Below are 17582 nucleotides of genomic sequence, written 5' to 3'. Positions count from 1 at the left end.
AGGGGAATTTCCATGGGTTTCAATTGCGGCATCGTCGGCCTGCCCAACGTCGGCAAGTCCACCCTGTTCAACGCGCTGACCAAATCCGGCATCGCGGCTGAGAACTTCCCCTTCTGCACCATCGAGCCGAACAGCGGCATCGTCCCGATGCCCGACGCGCGCCTGGCGGCCCTGGCCGAGATCGTCAAGCCTAACCGCATCCTGCCGACCACCATGGAGTTCGTCGACATCGCAGGCCTGGTGGCCGGTGCCTCCAAAGGTGAAGGCCTGGGCAACAAGTTCCTCGCCAACATCCGCGAGACCGACGCCATCGCCCACGTGGTGCGCTGCTTCGAAGACGAGAACGTGATTCACGTCTCCAACAGCGTCGACCCCAAGCGCGACATCGAGATCATCGACCTGGAGCTGATCTTCGCTGACCTCGACAGCTGCGAGAAGCAACTGCAGAAGGTTGCCCGTAACGCCAAGGGCGGCGACAAGGATGCCCTGGCGCAGAAAGCCATCCTGGAAAAACTGATCCCGCACTTCACCGAAGGCAAGCCGGCGCGCAGTCTGATGAAGAACATGGCTGACGACGAGAAAGCCGTGATCCGTGGCTTCCACCTGCTGACCAGCAAGCCGGTGATGTACATCGCCAACGTCGCTGAAGACGGCTTCGACAACAACCCGCACCTGGACGTAGTCCGCGCCATCGCCGAAGAAGAAGGCGCAGTGGTGGTGCCGGTGTGCAACAAGATCGAAGCCGAGATCGCTGAACTCGACGACGGCGAAGAGAAAGACATGTTCCTCGAGGCCCTGGGCCTGGAAGAGCCTGGCCTGAACCGGGTGATCCGCGCAGGTTACGAACTGCTCAACCTGCAAACCTACTTCACTGCCGGCGTGCAGGAAGTACGTGCCTGGACCGTTCGTGTCGGCGCAACCGCCCCGCAAGCGGCCGGCGTGATCCACACCGACTTCGAGAAAGGCTTCATCCGCGCCGAAGTGGTGGCCTATGACGACTTCATCCAGTACAAGGGTGAAGGCGGTGCAAAAGAAGCCGGCAAATGGCGTCTGGAAGGCAAGGACTACATCGTCAAAGATGGCGACGTGATGCACTTCCGCTTCAACGTCTGATTCGGCTGTAATATGCGACGCCCTCACGCAAAGCACTACACTGAAGGCGTAACTGAAGCGGGATAACCGAAGCGCTGCCTCGAAACCCGATGGTCTTGACCCCTGCCGGTCGACCGTCGGGCCTGCAGGTCCGGCCCACACCGGCTTGCACATCGGAGCACACATGAGCGCACGTATCTGGCTTCTGGCCCTGGCGACCTTCGTCACCGGCATGGCAGAAAACATCACTATCGGCATCTTGCCGGCCCTGGTCGACGGGCTCGACGTACCACTGGGCGTCGCCGGGCAACTGACTACAGTCTTCTCCCTGGCATTCGCCGCAGCAGCCCCCTTCTCACCCCTGCTGACCCGCCGCTTCCCGTTGCGCGGCCTGCTGTGCGCGGCGCTGGGCCTGTTCGCAATATTCAACCTGATCGCAGCCCTGGCCCCTGGCTACGGCCTGCTGGTCGCCGCTCGCATCGGCATGGCGGCGACCAGCGCGCTGACCTGCCTGACTTGCACCCTGATGGCCACCCGCATGGTGCCCGAAGCCCTGCGAGGTCGGGCCATCGGCGTGATTTTCATGGGTATCAGTGGCTCGCTGGTGCTGGGTGTGCCAGTCGGCATGCTGTTGTGCGACGCCCTCGGCTGGCGCGGCGTTTTCATTGGCCTGGCGCTGCTCGCCTGCGCCGTGCTACTGCTGACATGGCGAGCGCTGCCCGCGCTTGAGGGCAGTGAGCGGGTTGCGCCGCGGATGTATCTGCAACACCTGGGTAACGGGCGCCTGCTCGCCGCTCAGCTGGTCTCGCTGCTGATGATCGCCGGACACTTCACCGTCTTCGCCTACCTTGCCCCATACGCCCTGCAGGTTGGGCAGATCCCCACCCAATGGCTGGCTGCAGTGTTTGCCGCCTTTGGCATTGCAGGCGTCTCTGGGGGCTATGTCGGCGGCTGGATGGCCGACCGGTTGGGCGCCAACCGGGCCATTTTGATTACCCCACTGCTGTACCTGGCCAGCCTGCTGATGCTGCCCTTGGGCGCGGCAACGCCGTGGCTGTTCCTACCGATGATGATGCTCTGGGGTTGTGTGAGCTGGATGGTCTCGCCGGTGGTGCAAAGCTATCTCGCCAACCGCGGGGCGCAGACCTTCCCGGCAGGCATGAGCCTTAACTTGTCTGCCATGCACCTGGGAGTGGGTGTGGGCACAGCGGTCGGCGGCCTGGTGATCACTGGCGCAAGCCTCACCGCCACACCCTGGGCGGGTGCCCTGCTGACCGCAGTGGCTGCGGTATTGGCGGCCTGGTCGGCAAGTACCTCGAAGCGAGATAAACCCGCGTTCAGCGAGCGCGAGATGGCACAGGGTTAACTGACTCAACCGCCGAGGTATTCACAGCAAACGGCCCAAGCTGCTCCTGCTCGAACGCCTCGGCGAGAAAGTCGATCAGCTTGCGCACCGCCGGCATCAGCCCACGCCGCGAAGGGAACAGCGCCACCACCTCGCCTTCGCGTGGCGCCCAGCCCTCCAGCACATGCACCAGCCGGCCGTTGGCCAGGTATTCGCTAACCGCCTCCACAGGCAGCAGCGCTACGCCAACACCGGCCAGGACACCTTCGCGCAACACGGCCAGATCGTCCGAGACCAGCCGTGGACGAAACTCGATAGAGGCTTCGGCGCCCTGCGGCCCGACCAGATCCCAGGTGTAGTCGTGCACATTGATGCCCCAGCACAGGCTTGGCAGCGCTGGCAGTTGCGCGGGGGTTTGCGGCTGGCCATGTTCAGCGAGCAGGCTCGGGGCAGCCACCAGGCAATGCCGACTCGGCGCCAGCCGGCGCATGATCAACTCGCTACTTTGCAGCGGCTGGTGGCGCACGCTCAGGACCAAATCGAAGCCCTCGCCGATCACGTCGACCCGCCGGTTATAGCTTTTCACCAGCAGTTCCACCACCGGGCACTGGGCCATGAAACGCGCCAGGATCGGCGCCAGGCGCGAATCCAATAGCGACGTGCTGCTGGCCAGGCGGACGATGCCGCGTGGCTCGAGCCGATTACGCTCGATCGCATCCTCGGCAGCTATTGCTTGTTCGAGCATGCCCAGGCAATGGTGGTAATACTCCAGGCCCACTTCGGTAACCGCGAACTGCCGTGTCGAGCGCTGGATCAGGCGCACGCCCAAGCGCTCCTCCAACTTGGCCACGCGACGACTCAAGCGTGACTTGGGCAAGTCCAGGATGCGTCCGGCAGGGGCAAACCCGCCGTGCTCCACCACCTTGGCGTAAAGATACAGGTCGTTCAGGTCAAACATCGGCATCACTCGTCCACGACTCACGCGTACATCATCCGCCTTTACGCAAGGATTGTGGTGCCCGTCGTGGTGCCGACCCGGGCCTCCTTGCAGAGGCCCAGGTCTTGCGTCACTTGGACTCGGTGAGTGTGCTGTAGCTGGTCATCAGGTTGCGGTAATCGGGAATGTGGTTGGAGAACAGCGTCCCCAGCCCCTCGATATCGTTGCGCCAGTCGCGATGCAGCTCACAGGCCACGCCGAACCAGGTCATCAATTGCGCCCCAGCGGCCTCCATGCGCCGCCAGGCCGAATCGCGGGTCAGCTCGTTGAAGGTACCCGAGGCGTCCGTCACGACGAACACCTCGAAGCCCTCCTCCAGTGCCGACAGTGCCGGGAAGGCCACGCAGACCTCGGTCACCACCCCAGCGATAAGCAGTTGCTTCTTGCCGGTGGCCTTGACCGCCTTGACGAAGTCCTCGTTGTCCCAGGCATTGATATTGCCGGGCCGCGCCACGTAGGGCGCATCAGGAAATTGCGCCTTGAGCTCCGGCACCAGCGGGCCGTTGGGGCCACTTTCGAAACTGGTGGTGAGAATGGTCGGCAACTTGAAGTACTGGGCCAGGTCAGCCAGCGCCAGCACGTTGTTCTTGAAGCGGTCCGGATCGATGTCGCGCACCAGCGACAGCAAGCCGGTCTGGTGATCGACCAGCAGTACCGCTGCGTTGTTCTTGTCCAGACGCTTGTATTGAAATGCCATGGTGGATCTCCTTGCGTGGATGGGAAAACGCGCCCCGCGTGGGGTCAGCTACGTTGCGAATCCAACTGCTCGTTCTGGCTGACGACGGCCTGGGCCTTCATGTAGCTCTCGATCAGCAGCTGGTAGTGCGGGAATACTGCGCTGTAGGCCTCGGCCCACTGGGCGGCGTCCGGCCGGTTCCAGGTGCGTTGTACCTCCGAGCAAACCGCTGCGGTGTCCATCGGTACCACGCCAGCCTGGACCACCCGCGCCAGGGTCACTTCCTGGGCCATCTTCGAGTAGGTACCTGACGCGTCGATGACAGCGAACACCTGATAGCCGGCATTTACCGCGCTGATGCTGGGGAAGGCCATGCAGACACTGGTGATGGTGCCGGCGATGATCAGTTGCTTGCGCCCGGTCGCCTTCACGGCGGCCACGAACTCGGGATTGTCCCAGGCGTTGATCTCACCCTTGCGCGCGACGTACTGGGCGTGCGGAGCGGCTTCGTGAATCTCTGGAATCAGCGGGCCGTTGGGCCCCTGGGGCACGGAGGCGGTGGTGATGACCGGAATCTTGGCCAGGCTGGCGACTTTGGCCAGGGTGATGGCGTTGGCCCGCAGCTCGGTCATGGGCATGTCCTTGACCGTCTGGAACAGGCCACTCTGGTGGTCGATCAGCAGCATCGTGGCATTGTCAGGATCAATCCGGGGGATCTGGCCTTCGAAGTTGGCAGCTTGCGAGAAATTGCTCATCGTTCTCTCCTCTTGTTTGGAGAACCGGCCATCCTGGCCAATGCGGTCGGGCCGCGACCCACAGGTCCACAGTGGGGATTATGAGAGTAGGCAACGCAGGCTGAGTGAAACGACCGTCAGTCGGCGACCTGAAGTTATTGCGCTCGCCAAACAGGCTGAGCGCACGACAGGCGTAACGGTAAAGGCCGGACGAACCGGTCGGTAGCCCCATTGGCGCACCCTCAGAGTTCCATTGCGTGAACGATGACTGGCACTTGGACGGCAAAGCGCACGCTAGCGCTGCCCTGCTTTGTTCAGAAATTCCTGAAGTGATTATTTGCCCACAGCGATTTTTCCCTCGCCCCTCCCTCACCAGAATCGCATCACCACAATCACAATAACCGTGAGGCCACTCCCGTGGACCAGACACTCCAGGTACGGCAAGCCGCCGCCGACCTCGTCGCCGCCTTTGCCAGCAACGACAGCGCCCGCTACTTCGCCTGTTTCAGCGAAGATGCCACCTTCCTTTTCCACACATTGGCGCACCCCCTGCTGTCACGCCGCGCTTATGAACAGCTTTGGGCCCAGTGGCAAGCCGAAGGCTTTACCGTGCTCGCGTGCCAGTCGAGCAACGTCCACATCAGCCTGCAAGGTGAGCTGGCGATCTTCATCCACGATGTCGCCACGCGCATTCGCATCGCCGGTGAAGAGCACGCGCTGAGCGAGCGCGAGACCATCGTTTTCCGCCGCCAGGATGAGCGCTGGCTGGCCTGCCATGAGCACCTTTCAGTGGTTAGCCAAGCCTGAAACCGTTTTAGCCTTTGCGGCCCTGCCGCCACTGCCAACGCACCCACAAGAGGGTCTGCGCACTGCGCCGACCTACAACAACCGCGCTGGAGCATCATCATGAGCCACTCGACCGGTATCGAGACCAATGGCGTCGAACAGATCCCCGACGATCAACGCGACGCCACCCCGCTTGACCTGTTCCGCCTGATCTTCGGCGGCGCCAATACCTTCGCCACTGCGGTACTGGGGAGCTTCCCGGTGCTGTTCGGCCTGTCGTTCCAGGCCGGCGTCTGGGCGATTCTGCTGGGGGTCGGCATCGGCGCCTTGATCCTCGCCCCGATGGGCCTGTTCGGCGCGCTCAACGGCACCAACAATGCGGTGTCGTCCGGCGCGCATTTCGGCGTGCACGGGCGTATCGTCGGCTCGTTCCTGTCACTGCTGACTGCCGTGGCGTTCTTCTCGCTGTCGGTGTGGAGCTCGGGCGATGCCCTGGTCGGCGGCGCCAAGCGCCTGGCCGGGCTGCCGGAAACCGACCTGACCCTGGGCCTGGCCTATGGCTTGTTCGCGGTGCTGGTGCTGGTGGTGTGCATCTTTGGTTTCCGCTTCATGCTGTGGGTCAACAAGATCGCCGTGTGGGCCTCCAGCCTGTTGTTCCTGCTGGGCCTCTTCGCCTTCGCCGGGCCTTTCGACGCGGGCTTTGCCGGTAGCGTCAATCTCGGCCAGGCAGGCTTCTGGGCGGCCTTCGTCGGGGCGGCGATCCTGGCCATGAGCAACCCGGTGTCGTTTGGCGCGTTTCTCGGCGACTGGTCGCGCTACATCCCGCGTAAGACGCCCAAGGCGCGCATCATGCTGGCGGTGATCGCCGCCCAGGCGGCCACCTTGATCCCGTTCCTGTTTGGCCTGTGCACCGCCACCCTGGTGGCCAGCCAGGCGCCGGACTACATCGCCGCCAACAACTACGTCGGCGGGCTGCTGGCCATTTCGCCGAGCTGGTTCTTCCTGCCCGTGTGCCTGATCGCGGTAATCGGCGGCATGTCCACCGGCACCACCGCCTTGTATGGCACCGGCCTGGACATGTCCAGCGTGTTCCCCCGACTGCTCAGCCGCGCAGGTGCCACTTTGCTGATTGGCGTTGCAGCCATTGGCTTCATCTTCCTGGGGCGCTTCACCTTCAACCTGGTGCAGAGCGTGTCGACCTTCGCCGTGCTGATCATCACCTGCACCAGCCCATGGATGGTGATCATGATCCTCGGCCTGATCACCCGTCGCGGCTTCTACCATGCCGATGATCTGCAGGTGTTCACCCGCGGCCAGCGTGGCGGTCACTACTGGTTCCTGCATGGCTGGAACTGGCGTGGCATGGGCGCCTGGCTGCCGAGCGCGGCGGTCGGCCTGTGCTTCGTCAACCTGCCGGGGCAGTTCGTCGGCCCGCTTGGCGAACTGGCCGCAGGCATCGACCTGAGCCTGCCGGTAACCCTGGGAATCGCCGCTGTGCTGTACCTGCTCCTGCTCAATCTGTTCCCTGAACCTGCTGGCGTGTATGGCCCTCTAGGCCCGCGCTGGGTGCGCTGCAAAAGCACCCCACACATGCCGGTAACCCCTGCTGCCGAAATGGCCTGACTGGAATTCGCCCATGACCACTCCTCACTACATCGACGGCCGCTGGGTCGAAGGCCAAGGCAACGACTGCATCACGGTGCATGAGCCAGCGCTGGGCTTGCCCTTCGCCGAACTGATGTCGGCCAGCACTGCGCAAGTCGACCAGGCAGTGGCAGCCGCCCGCCGCGCCCTGCCGGCTTGGAAGCAGACCTCTGCCGCTGCAAGGGCGGCGCTGCTGCGCGGTTTCGCCGAGCAACTCGGCGCGCGCCGCGACCCGCTGATCGCCTTGCAGATGCGCAACAACGGCAAGCCGCGCCATGAGGCCGAGATCGATCTGGACGATGCCGTGGCGACTTTCGCCTACTACGCCGATCTTGCCGAGCAACTCCCAGAGAAGAATCGCGACGTGCCGCTGGCGGTGCCTGGCTTCAGTGCGCGCACGCGCCTGGAGCCGGTCGGCGTGGTGGGCCTGATCGTGCCGTGGAACTTCCCGCTGGTGACCAGCGCCTGGAAGCTCGCCCCTGCCCTGGCAGCTGGCTGCACGGTGGTGCTCAAGCCCTCGGAAGTCACCCCGCTGATCGAGCAAGCCTACGGCCAGATTGCCGACGTACTTGGCTTACCGGCAGGCGTGCTGAACATCGTCAACGGCAAGGCCGAAACCGGTGCGGCACTGAGCAGCCATAGCGGCTTGGACAAGCTGTCGTTCACCGGCAGCAATGGCGTTGGCAGCCAGGTGATGCGCGCCAGCGCGGCGCAGTGTCGGCCGGTGACGCTGGAGCTGGGTGGCAAGTCGGCGATCGTCGTGTTCGACGATTGCGATGTCGAGCAGGCGGTGCAATGGATCATTGCCGGTATCACCTGGAACGCCGGACAGATGTGCTCGGCGACCTCGCGCCTGCTGGTCCAGGACGGCATTGCCGATGCACTGCTGGCGCGCTTGCAAGCAGCGCTGGAGACGATGCAGGTAGGTAATCCCCTGACTGAAGAGGTGCAGATGGGGCCGCTGACCAGCCAGGCGCAATGGCTGAAGGTTGCCGGCTACTTTGCCACTGCACGGGAAGAGGGGTTGCAGTGCCTGGCGGGCGGCAAGGTGCTCGATCGCGATGGCTGGTTCGTCAGCCCCACGCTGTATGTCGATGTGCCTGAACACAGCCGGCTGTGGCTGGAAGAAATCTTTGGCCCGGTGCTGTGCGCTCGGCGTTTCAGCACTGAACAGCAAGCCATTGCCCAGGCTAACGACAGCCGTTTTGGCTTGGTCGCCACCGTCTGCTCAGCCGACTTGCAACGCGCCGAGCGCGTGGCCGATGCGCTGGAAGTGGGGCATGTGTGGATCAACTCGGTGCAGGCGGTGTTCGTTGAAACCTCGTGGGGCGGCACCAAGGGCAGCGGGATCGGGCGTGAGCTTGGGCCTTGGGGGTTGGCGGCGTATCAGTCGGTCAAGCATGTGACGCGGTGTCTGGGCTAAGCGCAGGCCGCTAAATGTGCTGCGTTCATGAGACTGAGCGCCGCTCGTGCGGCGCTCGATCTCAAAGCTGAAACACTGACTTACTGCGCAGCAGGCTCAAGCAGGCTCGTCGGCCGGCCGCTGGCCTTCTTGCACCAGCACCATGCTCTGCGGCGACGACAAGGGAATGTCTTCGTCTCGCAGACGCCCCAGCACAGTGAACAGCAGATCACTGCGCGCTCCCGACACCTGCCGTGGGCTGGCCACGTAGCCGCTGACACTCAGCACCATGCCACTGGCGGTGAGGTCCTTGAAGGTCACCGAAGGCGTCGGTGCATCGAGGATCGCTTCATGCTCGCGGTAGGCATTGAGCAACAGCTCGCGCACCTGGCTGGCGTCGGTCTCCAACGGCAAGGTCAGGGTAATGCTCACCACCCCCAGCGCATTGCCCATGGTCACGTTACGCACGTTCTGCGAAATGAACTGCGAGTTCGGCACGATTACCGTGGAGCGGTCAGACATCTGGATCTCGGTGGCGCGCACGTTGATGCGGCGGATGTCGCCTTCGACCCCGGCAAGGCTGACCCAATCGCCCACTTTGACCGGGCGCTCGGTCAACAGAATCAAGCCAGAAATGAAGTTCTGCACGATCTGCTGCAAACCGAAACCAATACCGACCGATAGCGCACTGACCACCCAGGTCAAGCTGGTCAGGTTGATGCGCAGGGTCGACATCACCAGCATCGCCAGGAACAGGAAGCCCAGGTAACCGACCAGGGTCACCAGCGACGCGCGCATGCCGGCATCCATGTCGGTTTCCGGCAGCAGGCGCTCGCTCAGCCAACGCTTGACCACGCGAATGGCGAACAGACCACCGAAGAACATCGCCAAGGCCAGGAAGATATCCTGCGGAACGATGTTGAGGTTACCGAGCACCTTACCGCCGCTGCCATCCCAATCGGCCAGGCTCATCAGCAGCTCACCCGGGCTGGTGCCCGACGGCATCAGCGCGAGCAGCGCGGCGGCGAACAACAGCAAGGTGCGGCCAATCCCGGCCAGGATGGTGCTGGCCTGGGCTTGGTGACGCTGGGCCAGGCCGAGTGCCGAGGCCAGCGCCAAACCGCCCGGCTGGCGCGGTGAAAGCAGAGTTTCGCAGAGGTCGCCGAACACCGTGACCAGCAGGTAGGCACAGGTCGCGACCACGCTGATCCACAACAGCTTGGCTGTAAGGAAGTAAGCCAGGGTCAGGTAACCGGTCAGCAGCGCCAACACGGTCAGCGCCAACCATACGACGATGACGAACGGGATCAGCCCGGCCAGGCCTGGCGGCCGCTCAAGCTTGTGCAAGCGACGGGTTCGGCGGTAGCGGACCAAGGCGGCGAAGAAGATCGACGCCACCACCAAGGCGGTCAGGCCGTTGGTGGCCAGGGTCAGCGCCAGGCTGGTGCCGATCACGCTGTTGATCCGCTCCTGGGTGAGCAGCACCATCAGCGCCAGTGCCAGCAGTTTCGGGAACCAACCCAGCGCACTGGCCACCTCGTCCGGGATCGGCGGCAAACGCCAAGAGGGACGCTGCAGCATCAACATGGCACGGCCCAGGCCAGTGATGAAGGCGCTGAACACCACCAGGGTCAACACATGGTTGATCAGGCTGGCGATGTCGGCGCCCAGCTCGGCGCTGGTCTCAAGGCCCCAACGCACCAGCGACACCGAGCCGGAAATGGTGCCCAGGGTCGCCAGGCTTACGCTCAGGGCCAGGGCGCTGCGGCGCAGGCGACCTTCAGGCAGCCAGCGGATCATCGCATCGGCCAGCAGCCGCTCGAGTACCCGTCTTACCAGGGTCCACACCAGCAGCGCCGCGATCAGGCTGGTGATGAACAGCCAGCGGTTTTCAGGGCTGAAGGCACTGGCCAGGGCATCGGCTGCTTCGCCGCGCAGGGCCCGCAGGCGGGCAACGTCATCGTCGGTCGGCCGGATAAAGCTCGACCAGAATGCTGGGCTCAGTGGGCTCGCCGCGCGGCTGGTGATCTGCGAGTTGAACTGGCTGCGGCGCAGGTTGACGATCTGGGTCGACAGGTCGCGCGCCGACTGGGTCAGCTGGGTGGCGGTCTGCTGCTGGGCGAGCAAGGCCTTCTTGTCGCTGGTCAGTTGCTGACGCTGGCGGGTGATGCTGTCGGCTTCGTCCGGCAGCACTGGGCCGAGCACCTTGAGCTGGTCTTCCACGCGCTCCAGATCGGTCGTGCGCAATGCCACCTGGGCATCGGCCTGGCGCTGCACCTGCATGGCCGCCTGGCGCAACTGCGAGAGCTGGTCGTCATTGGCATTGGTGGTCACGCCCTGGCGTATCTGGTCGAGCCGGTCGCTCAGTTGCTCCAGGCTGGCGTTTTCTTCCAGCGCAGGCATTTCCCCGGCCAGCAATTGCCCCACAGGGGTAGCACCCGCTGACCAAGCCGGTGTGGCCACCCACAAGAGCAAGGCCAGAATCCCTACGCAGAAACGGTCAAGGCTTATACGCCTCATTGAAATCCCCTAATGTTCACAAGCACAACTGGCGGGGAATTCTACGCTGCTGCGCGTGATCAGGAGAGTGCCGTCTCTCGGTCCAGCAATTGCCGCTTGCGCTCGCCCCCCCAGCGATAACCACTGATATCGCCATCCCGACGCACTACCCGGTGGCAAGGGATGGCCACGGCGATGCGGTTGGCAGCGCAGGCCTGCGCCACCGCGCGGACCGCCTTGGGCGCGCCGATACGCTCGGCGATCTCGCTATAGCTGACGCGCTGGCCTGCCGGGACCTCACGCAATGCCTGCCAGACCCGCTCTTGAAAGGCTGTGCCTTGAACGTCCAGTGGCAGGTCCAGACCGAGGGCGGGTTGCTCGACGAACCCCACTATCACGGCGATCAAGCGCTCGAAATCGGGATCAGCGCCGATCAGCTGCGCCTTGGGGAATTGATCCTGCAAGTCATTGAGCAACGCTTCAGGGTCGTCACCCAGGAGAATGGCGCAGATACCGCGCTGACTCTGCGCCACCAGAATGGCGCCCAGCGAGCATTGGCCAAGGGCGAAATGCATGATGGCCCCTTGGCCGCCTGCACGGTACTGCTTGGGCAGCATGCCCAGACGCTGGCCGGCGCTTTCGTAGAAGCGGCTGTTGGAGTTGTAGCCGGCGTCGTAAATGGCCTCGGTCACCGAGCTGGTTTTGTCGCCCAGGCGATCGCGCAGGCGCTGGGCGCGGAAGGCCGAGGCGTAGGCTTTTGGCGTCAAGCCGGTTTCGGCCTTGAACAGGCGGTGCAGGTGGAACGGGCTGAGGCACAGTTCGATGCCCAGCTGATCGAGGTTGGGGGCGCTGTCGCTGGCTTCGATCAGGCGACAGGCGCGGGCGATCAGATCGCTGCGCCGGGATGCTCCAGCGCAGCGTTGGCAGGCGCGAAAGCCTGCCGCTTCGGCGGCGCTAGGGTCAGCAAAGAAGCTGACGTTTTCGCGTTTGGCCAGGCGTGACTTGCAGCCAGGTTGGCAGTAGATGCCCGTGGTGCGCACGGCGTAGACGAAGTGCCCGGCTGCGCTGTTGTCGCGGTTTTGCACGGCGAGCCAGCGCTCGGCGTCGGTGGCGTAGGCGGGCTTCATGGGGAGTGGCTCCTGGCGGTGGATGGGAGTGAGATTGCCAGGTGCCGATGCCGGGTTCACTCCGATTCTTGCGCGTAAACTTCATGATTACTGGGCCGCTGCGTGGCCCTTCGCAGGCAAGCCCGCTCTCATGGAACAAAACATAATTCTTTGATTTGACTGGGGCAGCGTGGGAGCTGGCTTGCCCCGCGATGCAGCGTTTGGCACCGGCTTTGCCGGTGATCGCGGGGTAAGCCCGCTCCCACGCTGGAACCCTGTTTCCCTGCGCGGCAGCGCAGCCCCATCAACCTACCGCCCGCCACAGATACCAGGCGGCCACCGTCCGGTGCGGGCTCCACACACTGGCCAGCGATCTCATCTGGGCGGGTGTCGGCGCCTTGTCCAGCCCCTTGATCCGCCGATAGCCTTCGCGCACGCCGAAATCATCCACAGGCAGTATGTCCGAGCGCTCCAGGCAGTAGATCAAAAGCATCTCCACTGTCCACCGCCCTACTCCACGCAAGGTCACCAGCCGCTCGATCAGCACCTCATCGGTAAGCCCCAGCGCTTGCTCACGACTGGGCACGATACCTTCCAGGCGGGCCTGGGCAATGCCCTGCACGGTCGCCAACTTGCTCGCCGAAAAACCACAGGCGCGCAACGCCTCGGGGCGGGTCGCCAGCAGTTGTTCAGGGCTGGGAAACGCCGAACCAGGAAACAGTGCCAGCATCCGCCCCAGGATCGCCTCGGCCGCACGCGCATGCAGTTGCTGGTAGGCAATCGCTCGCACCAGCGCTTCATAGGGCTCGCGCCCGGGCGTTGCCTGATGCAGGCATGGCCCGGTCGCAGCAATGTGCTGGGACCAGTGCGGATCGAGCGCCGCGAGATAATCTGCAGCTTCGCGAAACGCGGCGGGCGAAAGATCGGCCAGAATCATCGACGACTACCCAGTGCAGAAAACCTTCATCTTAGCCCTAATACGGTTCACTCAAAGCCCTTGTCGCCTGCTTTTGGGCCGCTCTGCGCCGCTCGGACCGGCGGCGCTATACCTGTGGGAGCGGGCTTGCCCGCGAAGGGGCGCAGAGCGGCCCAAAAAATCTTAAGTGAACAGCATTATCACTTTAGCCCAGCCGTTTATCGGGGAAACGCCGGATCTTGCGCGATAATTTTCTGGTATACCGTTGCCCTGGCTCATCGACCCCGCCTAGAATTGAGAACTATTAACAAACGCAGTTACTTCCAGGGTCAAGGCCGTTGCCACGATGCAGATGAACGACACGCTCAAGCCGGCCGAAATCGATCTGCTCTATCAGTCCCATCATGCTTGGCTGCGCGGCTGGCTCAAGGCCCGGGTCGGTTGCCGGGAGAACGCCGCCGACCTGGCCCAGGACACCTTCGTGCGCCTGCTGCGGGCGCGCCAGGTTTCGCCGTTGAAAGAGCCACGCGCCTACCTGAGCAGCATCGCCCGTGGCCTGATGATCGATCAGTTCCGCCGTCGGGCGCTGGAGCGGGCTTATCAAGAGAGCCTGGCCAACTTGCCAGAAGGCGAGGCGCCCAGCGAAGAGTATCGACGGGTGATTCTCGACACCCTCGAACGCCTGGACCGTGCCCTGCACCAGTTGAAACCGCGGGTGCGCCAGGCTTTTCTACTGGCCCAACTCGATGGCCTGAGCATCGCCCAGATCGCCCTGCGCCTGGATGTCTCGCGCGCGACCATCGAACGTGACTTGGCCAAGGCCCTGGGCACCTGCTATCGGTTGCGCTATGCCGACGCCTGAGCGCATTCCCGCACAAGCCCAGGTCGATCAAGCCATCGACTGGCTGGTGAAGCTACGTTTCGACGAACCCAGTGCGCGCACCGAGCGGCAGTTCCAGCAGTGGCTGGCCAGCCACCCGCACAACGCCTTGGCCTGGCAGCGGGTGAGCACGCTGAGCGACGAACTCGCCGGCCTGCCCAGCGACCTCAGCCGGCGCACCCTCGAAGGCAGGCGGCGCCAGCAGATCAGTCGGCGCGATCATCTCAAGCTGCTCGCCGTCCTGGCGGTGGGTGGCAGCCTCGGTTGGGCGGCGCGCGAGCCGCTGGGCCTACCCGCCCTGCTGGCCGACAGCAGTACCGCCACTGGCGAGCGACGTGACGTGCAAGGCAGCGACGGCAGCCGCATCCAGCTCAACACCGCCAGCGCCATCGACTTGCGCTACAGCGCCGATCAACGCCTGCTGACGCTGATTCGCGGCGAGCTGACCCTGGACAGCAATGCCAACGACAAACGCCCTTTCATCATCGACACCCAACTCGGTGCGTTGAGCACCCACGACGGCCAACTGTTACTGCGAGAAAACGCTCAAGGCCTGTTACTGGCGGTGCGCCGCGGCGAGGTCACCCTGATGCCCAACTCGGCGCCATTACGCCAGGTGCACCCAGGCCAAGTGCTGCAGCTGGCCGCGTCCGGCGCAATCCAGCCAGCGCTGGTGCATGGCGACCCCTGGGGCTGGACCGATGGCGTACTCAGCGTGCAGCAAATGCCGCTCAGCGAATTTACCGCTGAACTGTCGCGTTATCGCCCGGGGCTGTTGCGCTGCGCACCTGAGGTAGCCGATCTGAAAGTGTCCGGCACCTATCAACTGGCCGACACCGAGCAAATCCTCCAGCTGCTGGCGCGCAGCCTGCCGCTGCGGATCGACTACCGCACGCGCTATTGGGTCAGCATCGGGGCTGCATGAAAAACCTGAAAATAAATGAGGTGGAATCTCATTCTCGCTCGGCCTGAAGGAACAAAGCCCGAAAAGTGGTCTTCACAACCTTCAGGAGCGCGTCATGATTCACCTTTGTTCTCCCCGCAACGACAGGCTACGCCACGCCGTACGCGCCGCCGTGCTCGGCTTGAGCCTGGCGAGCAGCTGCGCGCTGCCGCTGGTGGCCCACGCAGCGGCCAGCCAGAGCCAGCAGTTGGACTGGAACATTGCCGCTGGCCCATTGGCCCCTGCGCTGGACCAGATGGCCCGGCAAGGTGGCCTGAACCTGTCGTTCGATGCGAACAGCCTGCAAGGCAAGACCACCCACGGTGTGCAAGGCCACTATGACAGCGCCCAGGCCCTGTCGATTGTGTTGCAGGGCAGCGACGTGCAGGTGCAACAGGAGAGTGACAAGAGCTTTTTGTTGATCCCGGCAATCGACGCTGGCTCTGCGTTGGAGTTGGGAGCGACCAGCATTTCCAGCAATCGCTTGGGTGAAGTCACTGAAAACACCGGTTCCTACACGACTGGCGCGGTGACCATCGGCAAGATGCCACAGACCCTGCGCCATACCCCGCAGTCGGTAACCGTGGTCACCCGCCAGCGCATCGACGATCAGAACATCACCAACCTCACCAACTTGCTCGAGCAGACGCCGGGGGTGGTGGTCAACTACACCGACAGCGAACGCGTTCAGTATTACTCCCGCGGCTTCGCCATCGATGCCATCCAGTATGACGGCGCCACCGTGGTGCAAAGCAGCGGCGGTGGTTCATTCATTCAGAGCGATTCGGCCTTCATCGACCGCGCCGAAATCCTGCGCGGCGCAACCGGCATGTTGCGCGGCGCGGGCAACCCATCCGGCACCGTTAACCTGGTGCGCAAACGACCGACCCACGACTTTCAGGCCCAGGGCTTGGTCACCTTGGGCTCGTGGAACGCTCAGCGCTATGTCGCTGATGTTTCCGGCCCGCTGAACGAAACGGGTAACGTTCGCGGCCGAGTCATCGCCGTGCATGATGACCGCGACCTGTTCCAGGATTCGCGGATGGAGCGCAAGGAGGCCTTCTCCGGCCAATTGGCCTTCGACTTGAGCGAGAGCACAACACTGACTACCGGCGTTGAATGGACCAAGCTCGATGCCACCGGAGCCTGGGGCAATTTGCCGGCCAATTTCGACGGCTCGCCCCTGCCACTGGGCCGTAGCACGTACCTGGGCGCCGAATGGAATCGCTGGGATCGCAGCAATCTGCAGACCTTCGCAGAACTCGAGCATCGCTTCGACAACGACTGGACGCTCAAGCTGATGGCCCTGCGCACTCACTTCGAGCTGGACGACAATGGTTTCAAACAAACCTACATGTCGCGAGCCAGCGCCACCAACCCTTACTTGATGACCTACCAGGTCACTGAAGGGGACGGCGGTGAAAGTCTGCAGAACAACCTCAGCGCTACCCTCAATGGCCCCTTCGAGCTGTTGGGCCGCACCCACGAATTGATGCTGGGAGTAGAGCGAATCCGCAACGACTCCTACGCCTCCGGCACCAATCGCGTGGTGTACTCGGACATCATCGACATCCGCCACTGGGACCCCAAGACCAGCTTGCCAGAGCCCACCATTGACGGTATCCCCCATCCGTTACGCACGCGCACAACTCAAGAGGCGGCACATGCGACATGGCGGATTTCCCTGGCAGATCCATTGACCGCCGTAATCGGCGCACGGATCAATTGGTACGACTACGAACAGGAGTTCGCCGCTGCAGCTGACAAGACATTCAGCATCGACGAAGAGATCGTGCCCTACGCGGCGCTTATCTACGACCTGAATGACAACTTCAGCGTCTACGCCAGCTATACCGAAATCTTCAACCCGCAGACGGTTGTGGATAAGAACCTGACGGTGCTCGACCCGGTAGTGGGCGAGGCTTACGAGACCGGGATCAAAGGCGAGTTCTATGACGGGCGCCTGAATACCTCGCTGGCCTTTTTCCGTATAAACCAAGTCGGCACGCCGGTAGATGACTTCTCGACAGAACCCGGCTGCGGCGGTGGTACCGCTCGCTGCAAAATCGCCTCTGGCAAGAGCCGCAGCGAAGGGATCGACCTGGAAGTGAGCGGCGAGGTCTTACCCGGCTGGCAGCTAACAGGCGGCTATACCTACAACACAACCGAGTATGTAAAGAACACGGCGGCCACCAATGGCGACGCCATCCGCACCACCGACCCTGAGCACATGCTGCGCGTGTTCAGCAGCTATCGCCTGCCAGGTGCACTGGATGCCTGGACCGTTGGCGGCGGCGTGCAGGCGCAGAGCAATATCTACGCGCAAAGTGGCACCGCCAAGGCAACCCAATCGGGATATGCGGTCTACAACGCGCTGCTCAAATACCGCTTCAACGATAACTACACGGTTCAGTTGAATGCCAATAACCTGTTCGACAAGAAGTACTACCGACAGATAGGTACGACTGCCACGGGCTATTACTGGGGTGATCCGCGCAATGTGTCGGTAACCCTGCGCGGGACTTTCTGAGCCAAACGAGGGCTCTGCCCTCGTTCACGGTA

At 63.3% G+C, this 17582-nt stretch carries 14 protein-coding genes; 8 read left to right on the top strand and 6 right to left on the bottom strand.

The window, feature by feature from the left end:
* The first annotated feature begins 12 nt into the window (after positions 1-12).
* Entirely contained in the window at positions 13-1113 is a 1101-nt protein-coding gene (ychF, locus tag HU737_RS00525) for a redox-regulated ATPase YchF (RefSeq protein ID WP_186554201.1), read from the top strand.
* A 163-nt stretch (positions 1114-1276) separates the two neighbouring features.
* Positions 1277-2458, top strand: a complete 1182-nt coding sequence (locus tag HU737_RS00520; RefSeq protein ID WP_186554202.1) for an MFS transporter — start codon at positions 1277-1279, stop codon at positions 2456-2458.
* Here HU737_RS00520 and HU737_RS00515 read toward each other — a convergent pair.
* From HU737_RS00515 to HU737_RS00505, 3 genes are all read right to left on the bottom strand, one after another.
* A complete protein-coding gene (locus HU737_RS00515; RefSeq protein WP_186554203.1) occupies positions 2430-3395 on the bottom strand; it encodes a LysR substrate-binding domain-containing protein in 966 nt (321 codons plus the stop codon). The genes HU737_RS00520 and HU737_RS00515 overlap by 29 nt on opposite strands.
* Before the next feature lie 109 nt (positions 3396-3504).
* The gene (gene ycaC / locus HU737_RS00510) at positions 3505-4131 is read right to left on the bottom strand and encodes an isochorismate family cysteine hydrolase YcaC (RefSeq protein ID WP_186554204.1); all 627 of its coding nucleotides are present in this window, start codon (positions 4129-4131) and stop codon (positions 3505-3507) included.
* A gap of 44 nt (positions 4132-4175) precedes the next feature.
* Positions 4176-4865, bottom strand: a complete 690-nt coding sequence (locus tag HU737_RS00505; RefSeq protein ID WP_186554205.1) for a hydrolase — start codon at positions 4863-4865, stop codon at positions 4176-4178.
* Positions 4866-5261: 396 nt separating this feature from the next.
* On the opposite strand from HU737_RS00505, the gene HU737_RS00500 reads away from it, so the two are divergent.
* The 3 genes from HU737_RS00500 to HU737_RS00490 all read left to right on the top strand — a co-directional run bounded on the left by HU737_RS00500 (position 5262) and on the right by HU737_RS00490 (position 8697).
* Entirely contained in the window at positions 5262-5651 is a 390-nt protein-coding gene (locus tag HU737_RS00500) for a YybH family protein (protein ID WP_186554206.1), read from the top strand.
* Positions 5652-5750: 99 nt separating this feature from the next.
* Positions 5751-7253 (top strand): purine-cytosine permease family protein, encoded by a 1503-nt coding sequence (locus HU737_RS00495; RefSeq protein ID WP_186554207.1) that lies wholly within the window; start codon positions 5751-5753, stop codon positions 7251-7253.
* A gap of 13 nt (positions 7254-7266) precedes the next feature.
* On the top strand, positions 7267-8697 hold the full coding sequence (locus HU737_RS00490) for an aldehyde dehydrogenase family protein (protein WP_186554208.1): 1431 nt from the start codon (positions 7267-7269) through the stop codon (positions 8695-8697).
* A gap of 96 nt (positions 8698-8793) precedes the next feature.
* On the opposite strand, the gene HU737_RS00485 is transcribed toward HU737_RS00490, so the two are convergent.
* The 3 genes from HU737_RS00485 to HU737_RS00475 all read right to left on the bottom strand — a co-directional run bounded on the left by HU737_RS00485 (position 8794) and on the right by HU737_RS00475 (position 13218).
* Entirely contained in the window at positions 8794-11196 is a 2403-nt protein-coding gene (locus tag HU737_RS00485; RefSeq protein WP_186554209.1) for a DUF3772 domain-containing protein, read from the bottom strand.
* 59 nt (positions 11197-11255) lie between these two features.
* Positions 11256-12302: a bifunctional DNA-binding transcriptional regulator/O6-methylguanine-DNA methyltransferase Ada gene (gene ada / locus HU737_RS00480; protein ID WP_186554210.1), complete on the bottom strand. Its 1047-nt coding sequence runs from the start codon at positions 12300-12302 to the stop codon at positions 11256-11258.
* Positions 12303-12585: 283 nt separating this feature from the next.
* Positions 12586-13218: a DNA-3-methyladenine glycosylase family protein gene (locus HU737_RS00475; protein WP_186554211.1), complete on the bottom strand. Its 633-nt coding sequence runs from the start codon at positions 13216-13218 to the stop codon at positions 12586-12588.
* Between the two features lie 325 nt (positions 13219-13543).
* Between HU737_RS00475 and HU737_RS00470 the strand changes: the two genes are divergently transcribed.
* From HU737_RS00470 to HU737_RS00460, 3 genes are all read left to right on the top strand, one after another.
* A complete protein-coding gene (locus HU737_RS00470) occupies positions 13544-14059 on the top strand; it encodes a sigma-70 family RNA polymerase sigma factor (RefSeq protein ID WP_186554212.1) in 516 nt (171 codons plus the stop codon).
* Positions 14046-15002: a FecR domain-containing protein gene (locus HU737_RS00465; RefSeq protein WP_186554213.1), complete on the top strand. Its 957-nt coding sequence runs from the start codon at positions 14046-14048 to the stop codon at positions 15000-15002. The genes HU737_RS00470 and HU737_RS00465 overlap by 14 nt, the downstream gene beginning before the upstream one ends.
* Positions 15003-15096: 94 nt before the next feature.
* Entirely contained in the window at positions 15097-17550 is a 2454-nt protein-coding gene (locus HU737_RS00460) for a TonB-dependent siderophore receptor (protein WP_186554214.1), read from the top strand.
* The last annotated feature ends 32 nt before the right edge of the window (positions 17551-17582 follow it).

The sequence above is a fragment of the Pseudomonas urmiensis genome (assembly GCF_014268815.2).
In the GTDB taxonomy this organism is placed as follows: Bacteria; Pseudomonadota; Gammaproteobacteria; order Pseudomonadales; family Pseudomonadaceae; genus Aquipseudomonas; species Aquipseudomonas urmiensis.
This window is presented reverse-complemented; position numbering and strand designations above follow the sequence as displayed.

Excerpts from the sequence above, each read along its gene's own strand:
- ychF (WP_186554201.1), top strand. The coding sequence starts at position 13 with ATGGGTTTCAATTGCGGCATCGTCGGCCTGCCCAACGTCGGCAAGTCC.
- HU737_RS00520 (WP_186554202.1), top strand. The coding sequence starts at position 1,277 with ATGAGCGCACGTATCTGGCTTCTGGCCCTGGCGACCTTCGTCACCGGC.
- HU737_RS00515 (WP_186554203.1), bottom strand. The coding sequence starts at position 3,395 with ATGTTTGACCTGAACGACCTGTATCTTTACGCCAAGGTGGTGGAGCAC.
- ycaC (WP_186554204.1), bottom strand. The coding sequence starts at position 4,131 with ATGGCATTTCAATACAAGCGTCTGGACAAGAACAACGCAGCGGTACTG.
- HU737_RS00505 (WP_186554205.1), bottom strand. The coding sequence starts at position 4,865 with ATGAGCAATTTCTCGCAAGCTGCCAACTTCGAAGGCCAGATCCCCCGG.
- HU737_RS00495 (WP_186554207.1), top strand. The coding sequence starts at position 5,751 with ATGAGCCACTCGACCGGTATCGAGACCAATGGCGTCGAACAGATCCCC.
- HU737_RS00490 (WP_186554208.1), top strand. The coding sequence starts at position 7,267 with ATGACCACTCCTCACTACATCGACGGCCGCTGGGTCGAAGGCCAAGGC.
- HU737_RS00485 (WP_186554209.1), bottom strand. The coding sequence starts at position 11,196 with ATGAGGCGTATAAGCCTTGACCGTTTCTGCGTAGGGATTCTGGCCTTG.
- ada (WP_186554210.1), bottom strand. The coding sequence starts at position 12,302 with ATGAAGCCCGCCTACGCCACCGACGCCGAGCGCTGGCTCGCCGTGCAA.
- HU737_RS00475 (WP_186554211.1), bottom strand. The coding sequence starts at position 13,218 with ATGATTCTGGCCGATCTTTCGCCCGCCGCGTTTCGCGAAGCTGCAGAT.
- HU737_RS00470 (WP_186554212.1), top strand. The coding sequence starts at position 13,544 with ATGCAGATGAACGACACGCTCAAGCCGGCCGAAATCGATCTGCTCTAT.
- HU737_RS00465 (WP_186554213.1), top strand. The coding sequence starts at position 14,046 with ATGCCGACGCCTGAGCGCATTCCCGCACAAGCCCAGGTCGATCAAGCC.
- HU737_RS00460 (WP_186554214.1), top strand. The coding sequence starts at position 15,097 with ATGATTCACCTTTGTTCTCCCCGCAACGACAGGCTACGCCACGCCGTA.